Annotated in this window: 23 protein-coding genes; 13 read left to right on the top strand and 10 right to left on the bottom strand. The window is 45.7% G+C overall.

Going from position 1 to position 23599, the window contains the following annotated elements; translation table 11 throughout:
- Positions 1 to 21 precede the first annotated feature (21 nt).
- Entirely contained in the window at positions 22 to 1338 is a 1317-nt protein-coding gene (gene rlmD / locus V513_RS03840; RefSeq protein ID WP_099771795.1) for a 23S rRNA (uracil(1939)-C(5))-methyltransferase RlmD, read from the bottom strand.
- Complete coding sequence (gene argS, locus V513_RS03835; protein ID WP_099771794.1) at positions 1338 to 2969, bottom strand: arginine--tRNA ligase; 1632 nt, start codon at positions 2967 to 2969, stop codon at positions 1338 to 1340. Before argS ends, rlmD begins: the two co-directional genes overlap by 1 nt.
- A gap of 163 nt (positions 2970 to 3132) precedes the next feature.
- Here argS and argF point away from each other — a divergent pair, with 163 nt between their 5' ends.
- From argF to V513_RS03820, 3 genes are all read left to right on the top strand, one after another.
- A complete protein-coding gene (gene argF / locus V513_RS03830; protein WP_006491716.1) occupies positions 3133 to 4074 on the top strand; it encodes an ornithine carbamoyltransferase in 942 nt (313 codons plus the stop codon).
- An 8-nt stretch (positions 4075 to 4082) separates the two neighbouring features.
- On the top strand, positions 4083 to 5021 hold the full coding sequence (gene arcC / locus V513_RS03825) for a carbamate kinase (protein WP_099771793.1): 939 nt from the start codon (positions 4083 to 4085) through the stop codon (positions 5019 to 5021).
- A gap of 94 nt (positions 5022 to 5115) precedes the next feature.
- On the top strand, positions 5116 to 5667 hold the full coding sequence (locus tag V513_RS03820; RefSeq protein ID WP_006491714.1) for a TetR/AcrR family transcriptional regulator: 552 nt from the start codon (positions 5116 to 5118) through the stop codon (positions 5665 to 5667).
- Between the two features lie 70 nt (positions 5668 to 5737).
- Here V513_RS03820 and V513_RS03815 read toward each other — a convergent pair whose 3' ends face one another.
- Positions 5738 to 6385, bottom strand: a complete 648-nt coding sequence (locus V513_RS03815) for a hypothetical protein (RefSeq protein ID WP_099771792.1) — start codon at positions 6383 to 6385, stop codon at positions 5738 to 5740.
- A 74-nt stretch (positions 6386 to 6459) separates the two neighbouring features.
- On the opposite strand from V513_RS03815, the gene V513_RS03810 reads away from it, so the two are divergent.
- Positions 6460 to 7551: an AI-2E family transporter gene (locus V513_RS03810; protein ID WP_099771791.1), complete on the top strand. Its 1092-nt coding sequence runs from the start codon at positions 6460 to 6462 to the stop codon at positions 7549 to 7551.
- Positions 7552 to 7679: 128 nt separating this feature from the next.
- Here the strand turns inward: V513_RS03810 and V513_RS03805 are convergent, their stop codons facing one another.
- Both V513_RS03805 and V513_RS03800 read right to left on the bottom strand, forming a co-directional pair.
- A complete protein-coding gene (locus V513_RS03805) occupies positions 7680 to 9311 on the bottom strand; it encodes a capsule assembly Wzi family protein (protein ID WP_099771790.1) in 1632 nt (543 codons plus the stop codon).
- A 13-nt stretch (positions 9312 to 9324) separates the two neighbouring features.
- The gene (locus V513_RS03800) at positions 9325 to 10713 is read right to left on the bottom strand and encodes a hypothetical protein (RefSeq protein WP_257211999.1); all 1389 of its coding nucleotides are present in this window, start codon (positions 10711 to 10713) and stop codon (positions 9325 to 9327) included.
- Positions 10714 to 10750: 37 nt separating this feature from the next.
- On the opposite strand from V513_RS03800, the gene V513_RS03795 reads away from it, so the two are divergent.
- From V513_RS03795 to cysK, 3 genes are read left to right on the top strand one after another with little or no spacing between them, the layout of a single operon-like run.
- Positions 10751 to 11914, top strand: a complete 1164-nt coding sequence (locus V513_RS03795; RefSeq protein WP_257211998.1) for an MFS transporter — start codon at positions 10751 to 10753, stop codon at positions 11912 to 11914.
- Positions 11915 to 11973: 59 nt separating this feature from the next.
- Positions 11974 to 12549 (top strand): serine O-acetyltransferase EpsC, encoded by a 576-nt coding sequence (epsC, locus tag V513_RS03790; RefSeq protein WP_099771787.1) that lies wholly within the window; start codon positions 11974 to 11976, stop codon positions 12547 to 12549.
- Positions 12536 to 13420, top strand: coding sequence for a cysteine synthase A (cysK, locus tag V513_RS03785; protein ID WP_099771786.1), 885 nt, complete (start codon positions 12536 to 12538; stop codon positions 13418 to 13420). Before epsC ends, cysK begins: the two co-directional genes overlap by 14 nt.
- A 10-nt stretch (positions 13421 to 13430) precedes the next feature.
- Here cysK and V513_RS03780 read toward each other — a convergent pair whose 3' ends face one another.
- Genes V513_RS03780 through V513_RS03760 form a run of 5 tightly spaced genes read right to left on the bottom strand, consistent with a single transcriptional unit; the run spans position 13431 to position 19246 of the window.
- Positions 13431 to 15095 carry an Ig-like domain-containing protein gene (locus V513_RS03780; RefSeq protein WP_099771785.1) on the bottom strand — a complete coding sequence of 555 codons (1665 nt, stop codon included), beginning with the start codon at positions 15093 to 15095 and terminating at the stop codon, positions 13431 to 13433.
- Between the two features lie 19 nt (positions 15096 to 15114).
- Positions 15115 to 16209 carry a YncE family protein gene (locus V513_RS03775; RefSeq protein WP_099771784.1) on the bottom strand — a complete coding sequence of 365 codons (1095 nt, stop codon included), beginning with the start codon at positions 16207 to 16209 and terminating at the stop codon, positions 15115 to 15117.
- Positions 16206 to 18023 carry a peptidoglycan DD-metalloendopeptidase family protein gene (locus V513_RS03770; RefSeq protein WP_257211932.1) on the bottom strand — a complete coding sequence of 606 codons (1818 nt, stop codon included), beginning with the start codon at positions 18021 to 18023 and terminating at the stop codon, positions 16206 to 16208. The genes V513_RS03775 and V513_RS03770 overlap by 4 nt, the downstream gene beginning before the upstream one ends.
- A 5-nt stretch (positions 18024 to 18028) precedes the next feature.
- Positions 18029 to 18925: a DUF881 domain-containing protein gene (locus V513_RS03765; RefSeq protein WP_099771782.1), complete on the bottom strand. Its 897-nt coding sequence runs from the start codon at positions 18923 to 18925 to the stop codon at positions 18029 to 18031.
- Between the two features lie 48 nt (positions 18926 to 18973).
- On the bottom strand, positions 18974 to 19246 hold the full coding sequence (locus V513_RS03760) for an HU family DNA-binding protein (RefSeq protein WP_006491697.1): 273 nt from the start codon (positions 19244 to 19246) through the stop codon (positions 18974 to 18976).
- A gap of 216 nt (positions 19247 to 19462) precedes the next feature.
- On the opposite strand from V513_RS03760, the gene V513_RS03755 reads away from it, so the two are divergent.
- Genes V513_RS03755 through plsX form a run of 6 tightly spaced genes read left to right on the top strand, consistent with a single transcriptional unit; the run spans position 19463 to position 23598 of the window.
- Positions 19463 to 20383 (top strand): ABC transporter substrate-binding protein, encoded by a 921-nt coding sequence (locus tag V513_RS03755; RefSeq protein WP_099771781.1) that lies wholly within the window; start codon positions 19463 to 19465, stop codon positions 20381 to 20383.
- A complete protein-coding gene (locus tag V513_RS03750) occupies positions 20352 to 21128 on the top strand; it encodes an ABC transporter permease (protein WP_099771780.1) in 777 nt (258 codons plus the stop codon). Before V513_RS03755 ends, V513_RS03750 begins: the two co-directional genes overlap by 32 nt.
- On the top strand, positions 21112 to 21801 hold the full coding sequence (locus V513_RS03745; protein ID WP_099771779.1) for an ABC transporter ATP-binding protein: 690 nt from the start codon (positions 21112 to 21114) through the stop codon (positions 21799 to 21801). Before V513_RS03750 ends, V513_RS03745 begins: the two co-directional genes overlap by 17 nt.
- A gap of 58 nt (positions 21802 to 21859) precedes the next feature.
- Complete coding sequence (locus tag V513_RS03740; RefSeq protein ID WP_014730135.1) at positions 21860 to 22396, top strand: YceD family protein; 537 nt, start codon at positions 21860 to 21862, stop codon at positions 22394 to 22396.
- Between the two features lie 17 nt (positions 22397 to 22413).
- Positions 22414 to 22596, top strand: a complete 183-nt coding sequence (rpmF, locus tag V513_RS03735) for a 50S ribosomal protein L32 (protein ID WP_014730134.1) — start codon at positions 22414 to 22416, stop codon at positions 22594 to 22596.
- A gap of 12 nt (positions 22597 to 22608) precedes the next feature.
- Positions 22609 to 23598 (top strand): phosphate acyltransferase PlsX, encoded by a 990-nt coding sequence (plsX, locus tag V513_RS03730; RefSeq protein ID WP_180274843.1) that lies wholly within the window; start codon positions 22609 to 22611, stop codon positions 23596 to 23598.
- The last annotated feature ends 1 nt before the right edge of the window (position 23599 follow it).

Below are 23599 nucleotides of genomic sequence, written 5' to 3'. Positions count from 1 at the left end.
TACTCTGTGTCGCCCCTACAATTATCCTCTGGACATCAATACCACGCACTCAGCATGCCATGTCTGGGGAAACATATCGAAAGCCTTTACCGAAGAGATTTTGTAGCCTGACTCTCTGAGCTTTGCGGTATCTCTCGCCAGGGTAGTAGGGTCACAGGACACATAAAACACCATGGAAGCGCCAAACTTATCGAGAAGCCCAATCTCCGAACCGACTCCGGATCTGGGCGGATCGAGAATTATCGTAGAGTAGTGACGCTGATCAGACTTGAGAAATTCAATAACATCGCTCGACACGATTTCGATCCCAAACATTCCGTTAAGATTCGAATTTGCCTTGAGAGCCTTAACAGATACGGGATTCGATTCTACCGCGGTGACACGGCCCATCTTCTTCCCAACGGTGATAGAGAATGTTCCTATGCCACTGTAAAGATCAAGAAGAGAGTCGCCAGCCGTATCCTTCATCTCATTAAATATATGACTGACAATCGACTCCGTAACTTCGAGATTGTTTTGAAAGAAGGCTACGGGCGGAATCTCAAACTTTCTTCCGGAAAGCTCCTGGTCGATTACCCCTTCCCCGAAAAGCGTTCTCGAAACGCCTCTCATAACTACCCTGTCGTTCGCATTCATAAGATGAACGAGCGTCGAGACATAGGGAAGCTTCTTCCTAACCTCCAAGACAATACGGTTTTCATCGGGAAGACATTCTCCTTTTGTAACAAGTATTGCCATGATTTCTCTTCCGTTGCCTCTTAGAATTACATGCTTGAGTTCGCCTCTTCCAGTAACCCTGTTATATGGAACGATTGCCGTTTTCCTCAGTATCTCCTCGAAACCCGATCTGGCCTTTTCGAAGTCTTTCAGGCCCAACACACAACCCTGGCAACTAACGGGAGAGTTGCTATTCCTCCTATAAAGACCGAGAGAAAGCCCATCTTTCCCCCCGTGACACACATACTCCATCTTAAGTCTGTAATTCGTCTCTCTTGGTGAAGGAACAATCTCAAAGTCCTCCAGTTCAATCTTTCCTACTCTTTTGAACTGCTCACTAATTACCTCTCTCTTCCAGAAAAGCTGTTCTGAATAGTCAAGTGTCTGCCAGTCGCATCCGCCGCATACCGGAAAGTTCCTGCAAAGCCTTTCTCTCCGGCTATTTGAAGGGACAAGCACTCTCTCAACCTTCATCGTATGGAAGTCGCTTCTTCCCTTTTTCTTGCTAGCTTCAACAACTTCGCCTGGATAACCCGCATCGAGCAAAGCTACTTTCCCGTCAGCTGTTCTGGCGAGAGAGAAACCTCCTGCGATTAGCTTCTCAATACGAAGTTCTTCCATTACATACTATCGGGAGCCTCAACGCCAAGAAGCTCTAATCCGCTCCTTAAAATGTTCTGAATCGCTTCGCACAAAGCTAACCTTGCACCTGAAAGTGCCGGGTTCTCCGGGTCTACAATGATATTCTTGTTGTAGTAACCGTGAAATGCCCTGGACAGATCCTCCAGATAAGACGTTAGACGGTTTGTTCTGTAATCTGCGACTACCGAATCCAAAATCTCAGGAAAAATCGTCAGCAGCTTGATGATCCTCCTGTCTTCCTGAGAATCGAGAAGCTCAAGCGAATCTCTCGATCTTTTCACGTTCTTCTCCTTAGCAGTTCTGAATACATTGCTTATTCTTGCGTTGGCATACTGGACGTAAAAGACAGGATTGTCATTCGATCTCTGCCTTGCCAGATCTATGTCAAAAAGCATGTGAGTGTCAGGATCGAACATCGCGAAGAAGTATCTCGTCGAATCCACTCCAACAGCTTCAACTAGCTCATCCAGGGTTGTGAATTCCCCTCTTCTGGTCGACATCTTTACCACTTCACCCTCTCTTTTGAGATTTACGTACTGGTGGACAATCACATTCAGAAATCCATCTTCTATTCCCAGGGCCTTCATAGCAGCATTCATCCTAGGAATGTGGCCCATGTGATCCGCACCCCAGATATCAAATACCTTTTTGAAACCCCTATCATGCTTATTGTAATGATAAGCAATGTCGGTCATGAAGTAAGTATAGCTTCCGTTCGATCTCACGAGGACCTTATCATCATCCTCCACAAAGTTTGAGACTTTAAGCCATCTCGCCCCTTCCGATTCATATATCAACTCTTTTCTGTCAAGCATGCCAATTACAGAGTCAACAGTTCCATCGTCTATCAGAGAGCTCTCAAAGAAGACGTTATCAAACTCCACTCTCAGCCTCTTGAGTGTTCCCATAATATCTTCCAGCATCTTGTCGAGAGCATATTTCTTGAAAAAAGCTTCGGCCTCCGAGTTCCAAACCGCCTTGAAACGCTCTCCGATCTCACCGGCAAGTCCCCTGGCAATATCGATCAAATACTCACCCTGATAGCCATCCTCAGGTAGCTCCTCTTCTACACCGAGGTATTGATTGTATCTAACCCACAAAGAGCGGCCCAGGAGTCCAATCTGCCTTCCCGCGTCATTTATGTACATCTCTCTTTGGACTCTGTATCCTCTTGAAGAAAAGATTCGGCACAGAACATCTCCAAATACTGCCTGGCGCCCATGACCAACTGTAAAGGGTCCCGTTGGGTTGGCGCTTGCAAATTCAAACTGAATTCTCGTATCGCCCTTTCTCTTCCAGAAATCCGGCGCATCGATCAACTCCGCCAGTACAGAGGATAGATATGTAATGGAGAAATCAACGTTTATGAATCCTGGTCCGGCAACCTCCACTCTGCTATAGTCGGCTTCGTTGCCGAGTCTCTCGCAGATTATATTAGCGATTTCTCTCGGGCTCTTCTTCAAGATCCTCGAAAGAATAAACGCGGCATTTGTAGAAAGATCACCAAACCCCTCAGGAGGTATCTCAACCTTAAAATCGATTTTGTCATCATAAATGTCAAATTCCTCCAGCACTTTCTTTATTGAGTTCTCCAGCTTCTCCTTAAACACAATCCACCTCCTAATCTGGCCAATATACCTTAGCATACAAAAGCATAACACCGCATTGTTGTGATATGGTTTAATCTGCGTTTCCTCGTACGAATAAACGCAATTGAAAGCATAGTCTTATATATGTATTATATTAGAGATAACTAAAACAAGGAGGGTTAAGATGGGCGTAAACCTTAAAGGAAAGAGCTTTTTGACATTGCTTGATTTCACGACAGACGAGATTCGCTATCTACTGGATATTGCAAGACAGGTGAAGGTCGAAAAGAGGGCCGGTACGCCGACAAGTAGATTTGCAGGGAGAACGCTTGCCATTGTATTTGAGAAGCGCTCAACAAGGACAAGAACTGCTTTCGAAACTTCCTTCGGTGAAGAGGGCGGCCATGCGGTCTTTCTCTCAAAGGACGATATTCATCTTGGAGTGAAAGAGGATTTGAAAGACACGGCAAGAGTACTAGGAAGAATGTTCGATGCGATAGCGTTCAGGGGCTTCAAGCAAGAGACTGTTGAAGTTCTGGCGCAGTGGTCTGGGGTTCCTGTCTATAACGGGCTTACCGACCTATACCATCCAACCCAAATTCTTGCGGATTTCATGACTATCGAAGAAAGCCTCGGCAGCCTGAAAGGACGAAAGCTGGTCTTTGTGGGGGATTCCAGAAACAACATGGCCAACTCCCTCATGATAGGGTCCGCGAAGATGGGGTTGCATTTCGTAGCGTGCGGTCCGGAGAGACTTCACACCGATCCGGCTATTGTCAGCAAGTGCAAAGAGATCGCAAAACAATCCGGAGCTACGGTCGAGGTCACTGAAGATGTCGACTCTGCACTAAAGGACGCCGATGCAGTCTATACAGACGTCTGGGCATCGATGGGTGAAGAGGACAAGCTTCAAGAAAGGATTGCTCTGCTTAAACCTTATCAGGTTAACGCTGAGATGATGAAAAAGACCGGAAAGGCAGAGACTATCTTCCTTCACTGTCTGCCTGCCGTGAAGGGAAATGAAGTAACCGAAGATGTCTTCGAAAGTCCTGCCTCTAGAGTCTTCGAGGAAGCCGAGAACAGAAAACATACAATAAAAGCAGTAATGATAGCCACACTGCTATAGGGGGAAGTATGAAGAGAATCGTAGTTGCAATAGGCGGCAACGCGCTCAACAAACCAAATGAAAAACCTACAGCAGAAGTTATGGAGAAGAACCTGCTCTCGACGACTGCCTATCTTGCAGATCTTGTAGAGGAAGGTTATGAGCTTGTAATTACTCATGGCAATGGACCGCAGGTTGGAAATCTCCTTGTTCAGCAGGATATCGCGAAGGACGTTTTCCCTCCCTTTCCGATCGACGTAAACGATGCAATGACACAGGGTTCAATTGGTTACTTGATAACCCAGACTTTGAACAATGAACTTGTCAAGAGAAACACAAGAAAGAATATAGCGTGCGTTCTGACTCAGATAGTTGTGGACAAGAACGACAAGGGTTTCGAGAATCCTTCCAAACCCGTCGGACCGTTTTATGATAGTGAGACGGCCAAAGAACTCGAGAGAACCAAAGGCTGGACCGTCAAAGAAGATGCCGGAAGAGGTTATCGACGTGTAGTGCCTTCACCTATGCCCCTTGACGTTCTTGAAATCGAACCTATTAGGGAGATGATAAAGGACGGCACCATCGTCGTGGCGGCTGGCGGCGGTGGAATACCGGTGGTCAGAGACGAATCGGGACAAATTAAAGGCGTCGAAGCCGTCATTGACAAAGACAGAGCTTCTGCCCTGCTGGCGAAGTTAATTGAAGCGGACGCACTTGTTATCCTTACAGGAGTAGACTACGCGTACATAAACTTTGGAAAAGACAACCAGAGTGAACTGAAGGAATTGACTGTAAAAGAAGGAAGAGAGTTGATGGAAGCCGGTCACTTTGCTAAGGGAAGCATGTTGCCAAAGATAGAATCCGCAATCGAATTTGTCTCTCTAACCGGAAAGGAAGCGATCATTACTTCTCTGGAAAATGTAGATCTCGCGCTCAAAGGAGAGTCGGGTACAAGAATCGTTGCATAGACAGAAGTCGGAGAGATTCTCCGGCTTTTTTTGTTTTTCCTGTAACGATGTGATATAATCTGTGTTATACGAATGATTGAAAGGAGTGACGACAGTGCGCGGTCAAGAAACAAGAGAGAGAATAATGGAGGCTGCTATACAGGTCATCGCTGAAGAAACGATCGAAGGCCTGAGCACACGTAAGGTTTCAGGGATAGCAGAAGTGAACCTTGCGGCTATTCACTATCACCACCGTTCCAAAGAGGGAATGCTAATCGATCTATCAAGGCATATTCTCAACAACTACGTCCTGCCGAGAATCGAACCACTCATCGACCAAGGCAAACAGCCTGTAGAGATTACAAGAGATCTTTACGCAGAACTGTTGAAGCTCTATTCTGAAAGGCCAGATATAATGGTTTCTCTTGTATATCTCTGGCTTCACGGAATGAAGAACAAAAGAGTGAGGGAGATCCTTATCAATGCGAGGGCCGACTTCTACGATAGATTAGAGAGAGCGCTAGGATCTTCAATGTCAATGAGACGTGCTTCCAAAGTGTCTCATCGTCTTCTATCTTACATAGCAGGCAAAATCATGGAAATGGCAGTTGATGGTGAGATGCCTGACGAAAAGGAAGTAGACGAAATAGCCAAACTTCTTTCATAGTTTGATTTCTGCGGAAAACCTATCAGGAAAGGCAACGTAAAATCCCTTCCGATGATTATCGGGAGGGTTTCTATTGGTTTATAAATCCCAGATTAAGCTGGATTCCTACAAAACTGTACGCAGGAAAGGGGCTGAAGGAAGAGAGGTCATCTTCTATCTCCCATTTTAATGTACCAACAAGCTCGACACTTTCGAGGTTGATGAAGTAAAATTGCTTTCCAATTTCCAGCCTTCGCCTGGCGGAGAAACCAACAGAGGTATAACTTTGCTTCTGCGTCTCGCCAGCAACCTTCTGAAATCTGCCAAGGGTAGCGTTGACAATGCTCAAATCATTATCGAAAAACACTTCCGCCTTCAGTTGTCCGCCAAGAAACGAGGCATCGGGAGCGGCGTATTCATAAAGCCCTCCTACCTCTAGATAAACAACGTTGAAATCATATCCTAACTCCGCGATTACTCTCGCTTCTTGAAGTGAGGAGAAGGAAACGCGGGAAGCAAAATGAAAGTTTTCATCGTAGCCCACGGTGAAGTAAGGACCTTCATCAGTGAACCAACCGGCTTCAAGAAAGGAAAGAATTCCAATTCTCAGTCCAATGTCTTTGAAACCAGCCATTGCTCTGACAGATCCAGGAGCCATCATCCTTGATGAATGCATCGAGCCAAATGAAACAAATGCAATAAGAAAAAAGACTGTCAGGATAATATATACTCTTTTCATAAAGGCACCTCAAAAGATATTATACATATTGAGTATACAACAGATTTGTCACTATTCTCCGGTGGAGGGCTATTATGAAGAAAGCAAAGTTCTGGGTTCTTGGATATTTCATAGCAGTGTTCATGACACTCTTTCTCTTTCCTACTACCTCAAGGGTTCTCGGACTGGCCTTTATATTTTCGCTAATTATCAACACACCGGCTCAATTTGTCAGTAGAAAGATCCCTAGGGGAGCCCTAAGCATAGTAACCGGCATAGCTCTTCTATCGTTTATGTTCTTCCTTATCTACAGAGTAGTCCCAATAACCATCAATGGTGTGAAAGGCCTTTCGTTGGAGCTGGATTCTCTTTTCAATGGCGGTACATTCGACAAATGGCTGGAGAAGCTTCCCCCATTCATTTCTGAAGCGATAGTCGACATAGTCGAGAGCGCATCCCAGTGGTTGAGTGATGCAGCAATCATGATTGGGCAATACGTTGCTTCAAACATCACTTCATGGATTACAGGTGTTGTCTTGCTGATTATTGCGGGTTTTGTGGTCGCAAGAAAGACCAATATGATCCAGAAAAGCGTGCCCGTGCTCTTTCCCGGTTGTGATCAGGACAAGGTGAGCAGCTTTTTTCATTCATTGTACAAGGATTTTCAGACCTACATTGGCGGCCAGCTGATAATTGCTCTTGTTGTTGGAACAATAATCGCTATCGGATCGGCCATTCTCGGTATCCCGAATGCGATATTCCTCGGTTTGCTGGCGGGAATCACTAATTTTGTCCCGTATCTTGGCGTGGTTGTTACATCGATTCCGATGATCGTGCTTTCTTTCGTAAGCAAAGGGCTTTGGGGGGTTGTTGGAGCCATCGTCTTGCTGGTCATCGCCAACCAGATGGAGATCTGGTTCCTGTCGCCAAAAATTCTCTCGAACAGAGTTAAGATTAACTGGTTCATCGTGCTGGTATCGATAATAGGGTTTGGCGAACTGCTGGGCGTCTTTGGCGTTGTTTTTGCAGTTCCAATCCTGATATTCATAAAGAGGTACTGGATGGATTTCATTCTCAGTGAAAGGAGTGGTAGTAATTGGGAATCTACGATAGAGACTGGTATAAAGAAAGCCAAAATCAGGAAAGAACACCACCCCGAGGAACCGACAGGTTCTCAAGAGGATTGATTGTAGGACTGATAATCGGATTCCTAATAGGATTCCTTGTATTTGGCTTCATATAGTCTTGTTAGAAAAAAGGGACGGGTCATTTCTCGTCCCTTTTTATAAAGGCATTTACAGGAGTAACGCGCTTTCTAGAAGACGTAGGACATATAAGGTCTGATCTCGAAAATCGGTCTTTCATACCCTCCGTTCTTCTTGAAATAATCTCCAAAGTATAGAGAGAAGTCGCTTCCGAACGTAAAGTCCCTGTAAGGGATCATTACATTGAGCTTCAAGATGTTCGCATTAACAGTTTCACCAACTGGCCCACCCCAATCTTCAGGAGCCGTAAACTCACCGGGGTCGTCTTCCGGCTCTTCCATGTTCAAGTAAGGGGTTTTCAGAGTAACTTCTCCCTGTTTGAAGTATTCATATACAAAGGAGATTGAAAGCCCATTGGTCATTATTGCATTAGCCATAATCGAGAACCCATTGAGATCAGGTCCGTACTTAAATCCCAGAGGATAATCTGTGAAATCCCTGCTTCCTGGAAGCTCGGACTTAGTGTAGATTCTGTTTGTGAATGTGAGAAACGGCTGCCAGCGATTGTACATCCACGTGTCAGTGTGATAGAGCTCTACAGAGGCAAGAAGCAACATTCCCTTAATATCCACCGCGTATCTAAAACCACCACCATAAGCCAGGGCAGTTGGTTTGCCCCGCGCCCCGGCCTCAGTAGAACCGAAAGAGACGTCATCTATGGCGATTTCTCCGTAGAGTTCAATACCCTTGAAAGGAACCAGAGAAAGGTCAAGCGAGGCCATCACGTTGGAGAAATCTTCGCCGTAGGTATTGTGGAAGATAATGAATGGATTGGCGTCGTTCAGATCGGGGTGTTTCCCTCCAACGACGTTAAGCTCTCCTACACCAAACCTCCCCCATGTGGAAAACTGAACATCGAAGCGGTGCCCAATGATCGTCTTCGCTCCTTCGGTGTAAGGCCTTCTTTGGTTCAGATCCCACACTTTCCCCTGTTTTACCCACTCTTCATCGTTCAGGAGTGAAGTAGGGGTTATAACCAGAAAAGAATAGGTAAAGTGGCCGCTCTTCCAGAGAGGCGTAGTATATGAACAAGAGACATTGTCGTAATAAGACGATGCGTCACTTATAGTCAATCCATTTCTCATAGGTCCCCAGGCCACCTTGTATCTACCCAGCGAAGCATAGAAGTTATCACTAGAGTAGGACACGTAACCGAGTGTTGGCCAGCTCATGTCAAGCGCCTCCAGTTTTCCCTCAAAGAGCTCCACTGGAAAGTTCATATACGGCTTCGAATCAAAGTTATCGCCGTGACTGATGTAGCTCCTGTAGTCTTTCGGGATGTCGAGATTTATGAAGCCCGTTATATTGTCTGATACTTCGCTCTCAAAACCCAGCACAAGCCAGGGCTTCAAAGTATCGTACCGATACCTCAAATAAAGAGGAACAACAGACTGCAACCACCCCTTTTGTTTGAAGGGTTCGAAGTTATGTATCATGAACTGCGGAGTAACTCGGAGAAAAACGTCGGTTCCAGCCGCGGTCTTTACCGTAGGCTGCTCAACCTGGACTGAAGCAAATCCCTCTGGAATTGCAGTATTTGCAGTAAAGAGAGTTCTCCCATCAACCAGGTTTCTGCCCAAAAACAAGTTGTATTGATCTGTGCCCTTGAACATCAGGGTTCCCTGACTACCAAACACTGTCGCTAACAGTGTAAAGAACAGAAGCAAGGTAAACTTCTTCATCTGCGATACCTCCCTATAGTAGTGAAAACATTCTAATAAAACCGACATTTATCCCGAAATCAACCTTTCTGGAAAAGGTCAGCTTACCGGCAACGAAGAGAGTTGTATTTTGATTTGCTGCATAAAAACCTTCTCCAGTCAGAATGAAAGAAGTGGTTATCGGCTTCTTCGGTCCATACCACTCAGGATCGAAGGGTGGAGAATACGGAGAATCTATGGTGACTGAACCGGCTCGCAATAGTTCTGCAGCGATTTTCAACGAAACGTTCTGGCTCTCGTATTCTATGCCTATCAGCGTTAGTGTCGAATCCGGGCCATAAGGGAATCCGTAGAATCCCGTGATGACGGGCCAAGAGTCTAGATGTAATACATTGAATCTATAGGGATAAGTGAACTTTCCTATATTTGTTCCCCTGTTGTAGAGATACGTGGTGGAATGGTAGTGCTCCATCCTGACTCTGAGGCCACCGTCTTGCAGAAGAGTTTTATCTCTAATTTCATGCTCCGATTCATCTAGTTTAGGCCCAGTATATGGCCTGCCATCGGAAATTCTCCAGAGAAAACCTGCAACCCAGCCAAATGCCGTTGGATTGGAATTCGAGCTTTCTGATGTAAGTCTGAAGTCATCAAGTGTGAACTCTCCGTAAGCCATTACATCGCTTAGTTTAACCTCTGCTGCAAGTGTGGCAGTGACATTTGAGTTGCTTTGATAGGTATGGTGGTAAATCAAGAACGGTCCGAGGTCCTGCAGATCGGGATAGACACCATAAACAAGATTCTCCTCACCAAACGTAACTTTCAAGTTTTCGTTCATGTAACCGAAGCGATGACCCAAAAGCGTCTTTGGCCCGCCGCTTATCGTTCTGTCGGCAGATACTGCGAAGAAATCATAAAGATACTCACCTGATTTTGCCTGCCCGTTCAACTCTATCCACAGGTGGTCGAAATACGGAAGAAAATTTGAGATAACAAAGCTGTAAGTTGAAACTCCGAGACCGAGCTTCCTTCTTCCCAACGATATGAATGAATTTGAATCTCTCCGTTCGAAGTAACCCAGTCTGGGAAAGTTCACGTCAATGGCAGGAAGAAAGGAAGTCGTGGAAAGCGGAAGATTGCTTAACCAGTCTCCCATCAGGTAATCCGAAAACTCCTGTCTCAAGTCCATATTCACGTACAATTTTGAATTACCGATCGCTATCTCCATACCCCCCGAAAAGATCGCCGGAATCCGCATATACCTGTCTAAATCTTCTAAATCGGGAACGTAGTTGCTCGCGACAGAGGGGATATTATCGAGAGATAATGAAGGTGAAAGAGTCACGTGCAGGCCGGTGCTTCCCAGAATCATTAGTGGTATGATAAGCATCAATAGAGATAAACAACATTTCGACAATGGATTCACCCCCATAAGAATTTTACACCAGGAGGAGTGATAATTGGTGCCGCTTTTTCTTTCTGGAGCCTCTTCCAGCGCTCGTGAGACAGCTACAGAAATCTTTATCTACTCAAATCTAGGCGTTATGGCTCTTTTCAGTCAGTTTTTCCAGAGCAAAGGCTTCTCTTCAGTCGAAATCGGAATTCTAATGGCGGTTACTCCTATACTTTCAGTAATTGCCAATCCCTTCTGGTTCAAGAGGTCAAGAAGAAGAGGCGGCGCTTTGGTAATGGGGACGCTTTCGATCGTCTCCGCGATCACCGTATGGGGTGTCTTTCTGACTCCAACCTTTGAAACCTCATTGATTGCGATGTCCCTTTTTGCATTCTTTGCGGTCAGCATCGTCCCAATCTCAGAATCCGTAGTAGTACCGTCTTTGAGGAGCAAGGGAAAACGCTTCAACATGGCAAGGGCATTCGGTACTGTAGGTTATTCGGCAACTGCCCTAATCTCTGGAATCGCATTGAGGGCAGGCTTCGTAATGATCTTCATAATTGCCAGCGTATCGCTGCTGACAGCTGCCGCAGTGAGCAGAGCTTATCCGTCAAAGCGGATGCTTGGAAGGAGTGAAAGCGAAAGGAATTCCACGCCATTGCCAGTCGAATTCTACTTGCTTGTGCTGGCAGGAGTTGCATCGATAACAGTCGGTGCGTTTGGATCAACCTTTCTCCCTCTTTTGACCAGTGATATGGGGTACGACCTTTCATCGGTAGGTTTCTCCTTTTCGTTGATGGCACTCTCAGAGGTGCCTTTTCTTCTTTTCGCCGAAAAGATCATAGATAGAATAGGCAATACCAGACTGCTTCTTGTGGGAATCTTTGCTACGGGGCTAAGATGGTTCCTGACTTCAATTGCTCCATCTTTTCCAGTCTTTCTACTATTTCAAGCTTTGCACGGAATCAACTACATTGTGGTCTATTATTCCGTTACAAACTTCATCCACAAAAATTTCGAAGAAAACAAAGCGACGAGGGCGCTCACAATCTACTGGATGTCAACTATGGGACTGAGTTATCTCCTGGGTTCAGTCTTGGGAGGCGTATTGATACGTGCATTCGGTATTAGGAGAATGTACACCATTGCCGGGATTTCGGGAATGGTAATGGCTGCCTTCTCTTCACTGCTCTTTGCGGCCCTCCGTAAGAGAGGGAGATTTACCAACCGGTAACTCTAATCCCGATTCATTTAGTATACTTTCTCTATGAGGCAAAATAAGAGGGTGGTTAGATGAAGGCATTCGAAAATATAAGACAGACTGGAATCGACATTTCAGAAGATCTAAAGGCTTATCTAGAAAAAGATCCTACAGTTTCCAGAAAGTGGCATGTCTTTCTCTTTTCTGCCGGGTTCCATGGTTTACTGCTGTACAGGATCTCCAACCTTCTATGGAATGGAGGCCTCGGTCTTTTCGCGAGAATTCTACATTATTTCTCAAGGGTTGCTTATTCTATGGACATTCATCCCGCCGCAAGAATTGAAGGAGGAGTCGTCATTGACCACGGCTCAGGAGTAGTAATTGGTTCCACAGCATCGGTAGGCAAAGGAACACTGATTTATCACGGCGTAACCCTTGGTTCAAAAAACGTCATGACGGGAAAGCGTCATCCGGACGTTGGACGAAACGTAGTGCTAGGTGCGGGAGCCAAGATTCTTGGTCCTATATATGTATGCGATAATGCAAGAGTGGGGGCAAATAGCGTCGTGCTCGAACACGTGCCTTACGGCTCTCTTGCAGCGGGTATCCCCGCAAGAATTCATGCACCAACAGTAGAAAGGGGGAGAAATCAGGATGAACCTGTTTGATGCGATAGGCAATACACCGCTTCTGGAACTAAGTTCTTTTGGCCATTCTGCAAAGATCTTCCTGAAGATTGAAAAGAATAACCCCGGCGGCAGCATCAAGGACAGGGCCGTTCTTGGAATGATTCTTGATGCTGAAAGAAGAGGAATCCTGAAAAAGGGAATGACCATTGTGGAGCCGACAAGTGGAAATACAGGCATTGCAATTGCAATGCTTGCGGCCCCAAGAGGCTACGGAGCGGTCCTCTTCATGCCGGAATCTGCAAGTATCGAACGTGTAAAGATAATGGAAGCGCTTGGTGCTGAAGTAGTCAAAACTCCCTCCGAAAAGGGGATATCAGGTTCCTATGACGGGGCAAAGACCTATCTGAAAAACAACACGGACTCCTTCATGCTCGATCAGTTCAACAACCAGTCGAATCCAGGATACCATTACGCTTCGACAGGTCCTGAGATATACTCTCAAGTTGGGGAAGATATCGACGCATTCATATGTGGAATGGGTACCGGGGGAACCGTTTCCGGTGTCGGAAGGTTCCTCAAAGAGAAGAAACCGGACGTGTGCATCGCGGGAATAGAACCCGAAGGATCTCCCTTCATTTCAAAGGGAAGAAGCGGAAGTCATAAGATACAGGGAATCGGTCCCGGTTTCAAACCGCAAACGCTTGATCTTTCATTGCTGGACGAAGTGATGACGATTGAAGACGAAGAGGCGCTTTCAGTTATGAAATGGCTGCACAAAAAAGAAGGACTGCTCGTAGGGATTTCGTCCGGAGCCAACGTCGCTGGAGCTTTACAGCTATCAAAAAAAGGATTCAAGCGAATTGCAACGATCGCCCCGGACACCTACGAAAGATATCTGAGTATGATCTAGAGATCTCTTCTTAAGGGCAATCGTGCGTATACAAAGCTAACAAATTAGTTGGCCCGTCTGCATAGAAGGTAATTATTCTCCCAACAACTTCCTCGCCGTTCATGATCCATCTGTCGAAAGAGAAGTTATCTACTTTCGGTGCTGCTATTGTTACCTTCTCACCCGATCCATACCAGTCAGCACCTTCGATTATTATCCCAAGATCTACGGGTAAATTGCTTGTGATACTCACATAGTATTCGGCATCGAAGTCGACAAGGAGGGTCATAGATTCTTTAAGAGTAATAGATCGCACCGAATTATCTTCCCCATCGCTCCATCCCATGAACTCCAGTCTCACATCGTCACCGGCAGGCAAGGCAGAATCAAAAAGCTGCACCTTCGGAACGTCTATCGATATACTCTCGTTTTTGTAACCTTCATATGTTATTGGGAACTGTCGCTCAACACCATTTAACAATGCAATCGGCGAAATTGCTAAGCTCCCACTGACAGCTATTTCCAGGAAGACGGGAGGAGTTGTGGTCTTGAAACTCCAGAGCGGGCCCTCGGTAATTTCCTCACCATCAGAAGCGATTATCTTCCAGTAGTAAACTGTATCGCATTCCAGGCCTTCAATGGCAAAGCTATTAGATTGAATTCCCTCGGCAACAAGTGACGGATTTTCAGTCTTTCCGAAATATACGTCATATTGGAGGGTATCATCGTCAGGATCACTGCATGACCAGGCCAAAGAGGAACCGGTCGCTACGTCAGTTTCATTGTTAGCTGGTATTGGATCTGTCGGTATCGAAGGCTTCCTGTTTTCGTTAATAACAGTTAGCTGGAACTGGTCCGAGCTGGTTGCACCCTTTGTATCTACAACTCCAATTGTAATCTGATAGACTCCTTCGCTCTCATAATTGGAAGTGTACTCATAGCTCGTGCCCGTTACTGCGCCAACGCCCGAAATCAGTTCGAATGAAAGAGCATCACCATCTGGATCATTTGAGTATTCCAGAAGGTCTATCGAGAGACTCTTCCCTTCTTTAATATTCTGATCAGGCACGTCGAGTTGCGGAGGTTCGTTCGATCTGAATACTGTTATTAAAAATGAGCTACTGTCACTTCCGCCTTTGCCATCGCCCACGCTAATTGTGACTTCATTTTCACCTACATAGACTTCACTTGCGGTGAAACTGTAATTACTACCCTGAATTCCGCCCACCCCACTTACGAGAGAGAAAGACAATGTGTCACCATCCGGGTCAACGGAAAACTCCATGAGATCTAAATCTAGACTCTCTTCAGTAGAAATACTCTGGTTCGGAATTTCGATTGAAGGGGCCCTATTCTTATCCAAAACTCTTACAGAAAATACCCGCGTGTCTGTCTGATCGCTGGTGCTCGCTTGTAGCTCGACTTCGTAAACTCCCGAAGAATCATAATCGGGGCTAAAGACGTATTTTGTATCTTCAATTTCACCTACTCCGCGCAGAATTTCAAACTCTATTGATTCTTCAATATGGGCAGGAAAAACATAAGACATAAGGTCGATCTCAAGCGTCTCCCCCTCTTCGACAGACAACATATGGATTACTTTAAGTAGTCTGACCGACACATCAAGACAAGAAACAGTTGAAATAACCACCAAGATCAATGAAAGAGTGAGTCTGAAAAAGCCTTTCTTTATCATTTTTGAACCTCCAAAATCGTCAATTTCTTAGTAGCAGAAGAGCTCCCGTGTTCTTTCCGGTTTGCCAGTCTTCTTGAAGCAGCACAGCCATTTCCATTCCGTTGAAGACGAGATCGACCGGATAGCCATGTAACTCTACGTATTCTATCGTATTCCCTCGACTATCAAGAACCTCGAGTGTTCCAGTAACGGTCTCCAGAACGTAAATTTTATCTTCACTGTGAACGACTTTTATCGGACCGCGACCCATTAAATCATATTTCTTGGTACTGTAGGTGGACAGGTCTACCGTCATTATCTGGTCTTCGCCGGTCAATGCGATCCAGATCTTCCCGTCGTGAATCACAGGAAAATTTGGATATCTACCCAGCTGAACCGTGGTGATCTCTGCTAGATCTCTCTTAGAAAGAACCTTGAGATTCTCATCCACATATGAAACCAGGAAGATTCTTTCTCCCTCTAAAAGAATATAAGATGGCCGTTTACCGACATTTGCTTCGTTTACCAGATTACCCCATTCATCAAATACGAGAAGCCCTTTTTCGGTCTCGTGGGAACGTGTAAGAAGATTATAGTTGTGGAAGAGCGATACGAAAAAAAAATTTGAATCTTCAGCTATAGATAGAGCTATGACCGGGAGCTTCTGCCTCTTTATTATCTCCCTCTTGGATATGTCCAGCAGCAGGAACTCGAACTCATTAGTCAATATTCCAACCTTTCCATCTATGAACGACCCGGTGATTAGCCTGCTGGATGTTGGAATCTCGTCGATCTTTTTCCATTTACTAGGATGAACGGAAGCGTCCACAACAATCAACCTGCCACTGTAGAATCCAAAGCAGTAGAGTTTCCCGTCCCTGTAGATGATATCGTTGATTCCATCATTGCGCATCGAGTCGAAGATCGTCACAGGTCTGAAATTTGCATCGAAGACTATTAACTCGGAGTCGCCCTTAACGAGAGTTACGTAATAAGTACCACTGCTGTTCTTAATTTTCAGCAGTCCGGATGGCATTATGCCCAAAGGATACCTCTGGCCGAGCGTAATCGCTCCCATTCCCGAAACAGCTATAATACAGGCAAATAAGAGAATAACAGTTACTATTCTACTCAAGGCTTCTTCACCACGTACACAAGAAGATCCTCTTTGAAATTCGATGCCGTATCGAAGTCATGGGTATATACATCGATCTTATTTCCTTTGATCGAGCTCCCGGTATCCTCCACAACAAAGAAACCCTTGTTTGGAGAAGATGAGAAGAACGGAATATAGACAATTGAACCAAGAGGAATTACAACTGGATCTGCTGCTACCGTTCTATATCCCTTAACGAAATCGCCGCTCGCAGTCATCTTGAATGATGGCGACGTAGGATTCTTTGCATCATCCCATTCGGTGTACATAGTCACTTCGAAAGTCCCGACATTCTCGAATATTATATCGGCTGGATTGACAGGCACATCGGCTTTCCAGAACTCGAAATGAAGATTTCCTTTGGCGTCCGAGGCCGATCCGATAGTATCCCCAACCCTAACAAAATCACCCTTCATAACCATGCGGCTGCCCAGACGCGCGTATACGGTCTTCATGTTGTTTCCGTGGTCCACCACAACCATCTCGCCATACAAATCATTTACTCTTTCCGAAAGTATGACCTTTCCCGGAAGAAAAGCCGTGATTCTTGAGCCTGGAGGCACGGTAAGGTCCATACCGGGATTTGCATAACCATAGTCATAGCTTCCGAAATTAGATTCTATCGAATCCACAAGAAAATCCACGCCAAGATTCAGTCCAAAATGAGTGGCAATGGAAGCCTTGGCCATGAGATTGTCCAGAGAAAGCGGGATCTTTATCTCATCGCCACGATAGATCAGATCCCAGTTCTTGATTTCAGGATTCATCGCCTTAAGCTGTTCCACAGTTACCCCGTACGCTTGAGCAATGCTCCACAGGTTATCGCCCGATTTAACAATGTAAGATACATGGGAAGTCGGTTCAATTGTCTCGTATGCGGCTGCCCCAAGCCTGCTTCTTATATCGGAAATCTCTCCCAGAAAAGTGGCCATCGTCACAAAGTTCTTCTCTTCAGGCTCCTCCTGCCGCTCAATGGTCTGGAGATTATCGGCGAGTTCGCGCGTTCTGGAATCCATTTCGTCTATTCTTGAAACGAGTTCGTTGAAGACCTCAGAATCTATCACAGATGAACCTACGGTCTGCTCCAGCTCGGCAAGTCTTCTTGCCAAGGAATCATACTTAGCGCTGTCAAGAACGGAGATATCGGTTCTGGCGGCGAGCTCCTCAACCTTGTTAACGAGTTCTTCGTACCTGCGATCATCTTCATCGGATTCCTGCTGTACAACGACAACTTCTGCGCTCTTTATCTCCTCGATCCTCTGGAGCAGCTCTTCATACTTCGCCTCGTCAATGGAACTATCGTAAGTGCCAATCTCGGAGATTCTCTGAACCAACTCCGAGTACCTCGAAGAGTTTAGTGATTCAAGCGCCTGAACCTTTCTGTTCAGGTCATCGATTTCCCGAGTAATTATGTTGTTTTCCACAGTACTGGTTAGAACTCCGTCGATCTTGTCGTAGAGTGTCTTAACGATCGCTGCGGAAGATGCGGAATCTATAACCGACTCGGCAAGCATGTTCTTGATTATCTGAAGCTCCGCCCTAACAGCCTCAAGTTCTTCATAACCGGCATATGTAGGTTCAATTGCCTGAACGAAATTTATCCTGAAAGCAAGCTCCTCGACGGCATCCTCTAGCTGGGCAAGCTTCTTCTGGCCAGCTGCCAGAGAATCGATTTTTTGTTCGAGCGCATCCATTCTTTGGGTAAAATCATCCCTCGTAATAAACGGGAAGTCACACCCCGTGAAGAAAACCATGATAAGTACCAGAAGAAATAGAAGGGCACTTTTTCTCAACTGAATCAACCCCCTCCCGCGGGAATAGTGATAAATTCAAGAGGCAGAAAAGTCATGTCAATCTCCCTGCCTGCAAAAAACTCCTTCAAGAGACCCAGACCGGAAACAAGATAATCATACTCGCCCAAAACCTCAATCACAATGGGCGAAATTTTAGTCGGTTCATCATTAATTATAACAGTTGCACCAACACAGCGTACATATGTGTATGGCATTATCCTTTTACCGTTGAGCGAGATCTCCGTGGCCCTCAGAGCGTATAACTCGTTCAAGATCATCAGGATATCGCTGTCATGAAGAATGCTGCTCCCCTTGAAGCCCGATTCTATTCTTATGCGAACGCCTTTTCCGACTTCCTCTTTATAAGACTGATCAGCCTGACTTGAAAACGCGTTAACATTCATGACCGATTTCTTCAGATCAGCTGTGCTAGATTCGAGCAGCTTCTTCAGCTCTTCAACCTGCCACTCGAGAGATACGATCTTTCCCTGTACCCCTTCAATTTGAGTCGAATAGTCTATGCTTTCTCCACTGTCCAGTAAGTCGATGGATTTCTTTATCAGCTTCAAATCTGAAGAAAGCTGTGCGATGGAATCAAGCACGGGATTACCGCTCAAGGAGTTCGAGACATAGTTAATATCTGCGATTATTCTTTCAAAGTCCGTAATGATTCTCGAAAGATCCTCTCTCACTTCAAAAGAGGAAAGAGAATCTAAATTCGTGTTAAGGAGGGAGACCCTTTCAGACATAAGCTGAAGTTTGCTCTCGATCTCTCTCGTGCTTAGGCTAGAAATCATTTCATCGCCGAACTGCTTCAGAAAATAGATATTAAAGAAAGAACCCAAGGCCACAACAATGATAAAGACAATAAGAAAAAACCATAATCCTTTCAAATCCTTCACTCCAAAACAAAAGCGGCGGCAACTCCGGCCGCCGCAGAGTCCACGACACTATTTTACCTTTTCCTTCAGTTCCTTTCCAGGTACAAATTTCGGAACTTTTCCGCCCGGTATAGTGATGGGCTTCTTGGTTCTCGGATTGACACCCTTTCTGGCCTTCCTTGACGCCACCATAAATGTGCCAAAGCCAACAAGTCTTACGACATCACCCTTTGAAAGAGTCTTCTCGATGATGTCGATCACCGTGTCAAGGGTCTTTCCAGCATCCTTCTTAGTAACACCTGTTTTCTCAGCGATTTCAGCGATGAGTTCTTTTTTGTTCATTTTGTTCCCCCCTTCGCATGAGATGTCGCTATTATTCTACCACTCAGAGCTCAAATTACCAAACTCCTCATAGAGGGCGATCTTGGCCTCTGCGGGAGAAAAAAGCACGCTGAGATCGCAAATTCGGCTCCGGGCTCTCAATTTGGCCTTCATAGCTGATAAGCCGTCGTCGGAGACGCTAATTCAGTGTATAATTGGGTATGGAGGTGGTTCTTAATGAGGAAATTCGTTGCAGTGTCAACTCTGCTTTTCATCACTCTCTTTTCTTTTGGGGTGAATTACATCAATCCAGTAGGCCCAACGTTGATTCCGATAGCCGAGCTGCTCTCCTCTAATTTATCAGAAGAGATTCCCGGTCTCGAGATCAATCTCTGGAGAAGCGTAGATGAGGCTATTTCGATGATGGTTACCGAAAAGGCACAAATTGCCCTTCTTCCCGTCACTGTAGGGGTTAAACTCGCATCGTCCGGTGTAGACATAAAGCTAGCAGCCGTCAGCATGTGGAACGGTTTCTATTTCATATCTACAGAAAAGACGATAGAAGACATTGAGGACCTGGTCGATACAGAAGTATATACTCTTCAGGCACCGGGACAGACTGCAGATACTATCCTTCGCGGTGCTCTCGAGTCGAAGGGATACGAAGTCGGAAGAGACCTGGATATTGTCTATGTCGGTGGGGCAGAGGCAGTTCAGTTGCTCGCCGGGGGCAAGGCTAAGGTAATTCTCGTGCCCGAGCCCTTCGCATCGCTTGCCGAAACACGTGTGCAAGGTTCGATAAGATCGATGCCAATAGAAGATCTTTGGGAGAGTTTCAACGAACAGAGGATTAACATCCCTACATCGGGAATATTCGTCAGCGGCACTCTCGACAGAGGCGTTGCGGAGTCGTTCCTGCTTCTGTATCAGCAGTCTATGAATCTCTCTCTTACAAACAGGGAGAAAACCGCTGCAACCGTATCGGAAAAGATGGGCGGATTCCCTGCACCGGTACTGCAAAAGGCAATGGATACGGCAGGTTTCCTCTTTTTGACGGCCGAAGATGCGAGAGAGGACATTGCGATCTACCTTGATAGACTCAAGGAACTTGATCCAGAGCTAACGGGTGATTTCGATATCGATGCTCTCTTCTTCTAGAAAGAGGACGTTGGCCCCAACCGTCTCGGTAGGCTTTCTGCTGCTGGGGTGGTTCATCGCATCTGCAATAGTCTCGAGCGACCTGTTGTTGCCCGGCCCGTTAGAGACAATGGAAGAATTTCTAAGAATCATCTCGAGCAGGAAGGGTTGGTCGGACATCGCGGAAACTTGCGCAAAGGCATTCCTCGGATTGTTCATTGCGCTGGGTCTTGGCCTTGCTGTTGGTTTCGTTATGGGACTAATCGATGTATTATATGAGCTGATTAAGCCGATAGTAGTTATCCTGCAATCTATACCAATTGTGTCGTGGCTGGCCCTGGCAATATTCTGGTGGGGAGTTGGCTTCTCCTCCCCTGTATATATAGTATTCCTTACCTTGTTTCCGATCTTCACAATAAACATAGCAGAGGGCGTAAGAAACGTGGATAAGAAGCTTGTCGAAATGGCCAAGATTTACAAGATTCCCAGGAATACAGTCTTCGGAAAGATCTATCTCGCTTCTGCATTTCCTTTTATCGTATCTTCCATGAGAGCGGGAATAGGAATAATGTGGAAATCAGTTGCGGTAGCCGAGTTTATGGTGGGAGCATCAGGGATAGGAAGAGCAATGTCAGACGCAAAATACTCCATAAACATAGAAAGGGTCTTCGCGTATACACTTGTTCTTGTTGTTCTGGGTATTTTGACGGAAAGGCTTCTCGACATGATTATTAAAAGGGGTAGCCGGTATGCTCTTAAGAGTTAGCAATCTCAGCAAGGCTTTCGACGGAGAAACAATAGTAGACAAATTCTCCTATTCTGTTGAAGGCGATTTCTTTCTCACAATTCTGGGAAGCTCGGGGTGCGGAAAAACGACTCTTTTGAGAATGATAAGCGGTATACTGAAACCGGATGCAGGTAGGGTCGAGCTCCAAAGCGAGAGGCTGGGATTTGTTTTCCAGGACGACAGATTGATTCCATGGCTGAACGCCTTCCAGAACATCTCGATAGTGTCTCCAAAATCTAATCCTGTGGAGTACCTCTCGTTTGTGGGCCTAAAAGGTCATGAGAATAAGTATCCTTCACAACTGAGCGGTGGAATGAGGAGGAGACTGAATATCGCAAGAGCACTCGCATTCAACCCCGATCTGATTCTCATGGACGAACCCTTCAACTCTCTTGATGTCGTGATAAAGGATCGACTCATCGAAGATATTCAGAAATTATGGACTGGCAGGAAAATCAGCATCATCATGGTTACTCACGACCCTTCAGAGGCAGCCAGGCTTTCAACGGATATAATACTTGTACAAGATAGGTTCTCTAAGGTCGACGAAATCAAACTGGGAGATCCCCTGGAAAGGAGTCCCGACGATATGGACTTGATCTCTAGAGATCTGCTATCCAGAATGAAGAAATTTTCTTCTTATCTTCATTGAAACGAGAGTGTTTTGCAATACCCTTACTGTAGTATTTGCTGGCACAGAGGTGATTTGTATGGCTAAGATTCATGAGTTGATTGTTGATCTGAACAGTTTCGAATTCAAGAAGACTATAGATTTAGTTCTGGATCCGGGTTTCACCGATGAGATCAAGCTCTTGAGCAACGTAGATGTGCACATCGAGCTTTACAAAGATAAAGATTCGATTATCGTTACCGGTTCCGTAAAAACCGTCGTAGAAGACAGATGCGCCCGCTGTCTGAAAGTAGTATCCATTCCAGTTGAAGGAACAGTTGAGGCAACATATGTGCAAAGGGATTCTCTTCCACTAGTAAGAGAAGGCGCAGGCGATGATTTGGAGAATCTCTTGCCACTTGAAGGCGATCTCCTGGACTTGTCAGATCGAGTAATTGAGGCTATAATTGTTGAGGTTCCTCAGAAGGTTCTCTGTAAAAAGGATTGTGCAGGTCTTTGTCCGTTTTGCGGAGCGGATCTTAACGAGGAGCCAAATCATTCTTGCCAGAAGAAGGAAGAAATGCCTGATGGCTGGCACAAAGCGATAGCTGAGCTTAAGGGAAAATTGAAGAGTTAGATATTGGAGGGATTAGCGTGGCCGTTCCAAAGCAAAAAAGAAGCAGAAGCAGGACTCACTTGAAGCGAGCAAAAATGTATAGCTCAATAAAGGTTGCTGTTTCTACGTGCCCAAACTGCGGTGAACCAAAACAGCCACACAGGGTTTGTCTACATTGTGGCTACTATGGAGGAAGACAGATTCTTGAGATCGGTGAGTAATAAATGCAAAGCATAAGAATTGCCCTCGATGCCTTTGGTGGAGATAATGCTCCTCAGGTCAACGTAGACGGTGCCTTTCTTGCTTTGAAGGAGTTTCAGGATCTCGAAATATTACTGGTAGGCAGAGAAGAGGATCTCAAACCTCTGATAAAAAAATCTCCTGAGACCTCAAGAATTTCAATAGTAGATGCCAGAGAGGTTTTTCCAATGTCGGAGAAACCTTCTCTTTTGCTGAGGAAAAAAGAGACTTCTCTATACAAGGCAGCTATTCAAGTAAAAGATGCGAATGCCGATGCTCTGGTATCTGCAGGTAACACCGGTGGAGTGCTTGCAGCGGCGCTCTTTGTCGTGGGCAGAATCAAGGGTGTCGATCGTGGAGCAATTGCGGTTCTTGTTCCTTCCAAGAATGGCTTCACCATACTGATCGATGCGGGAGCAAATGCCGAGGCGAGGGCAGAACACTTGAGGGATTTCGGCACTATGGGTTATGAGTACGCAAAACTCATGGGGAGAGAAAAACCGAAGGTAGGGCTGCTCAATGTCGGAGAAGAGCAGGAGAAGGGAACGGAACTCACGAAACTTGCCTTTGATTATCTCAAGAATGATCTGGGCGACTCCTTTGCGGGAAACGTCGAAGGCCGCGACATTAATTATGGAGACGTTGATGTCGTAGTTTGCAGCGGGTTTGACGGCAATATCGCGATGAAGACTATGGAAGGAACGGGCAAGTTGATTTCCGCCACGCTTAAGAAAGAGATCAAGAAAAGTGGTCTTTTTGGAATTATAGGTGCTCTCTTTCTCAAACGTGCGCTCGGAAGACTGAAAAAAACGATGGATCCCAGCGAATATGGCGGGGCATTCATTCTCGGAGTCAAGGGAGCGGTTGTCAAGGCTCATGGAAATTCAAACGCCCTTGCAATAAAGAATGCAATCAGAGTTGCCTACCAGGGAGTGAAAGGCGACTTGATAAAAAAGCTAGAAGAGAAACTCGGGGGAAAGTGAT

The organism is Mesotoga sp. H07.pep.5.3, from assembly GCF_002752615.1.
In the GTDB taxonomy this organism is placed as follows: Bacteria; Thermotogota; Thermotogae; order Petrotogales; family Kosmotogaceae; genus Mesotoga; species Mesotoga prima.
The sequence above is the reverse complement of the archived record's forward strand: the minus strand, read 5'-3'. Positions and strand labels throughout refer to the sequence as shown.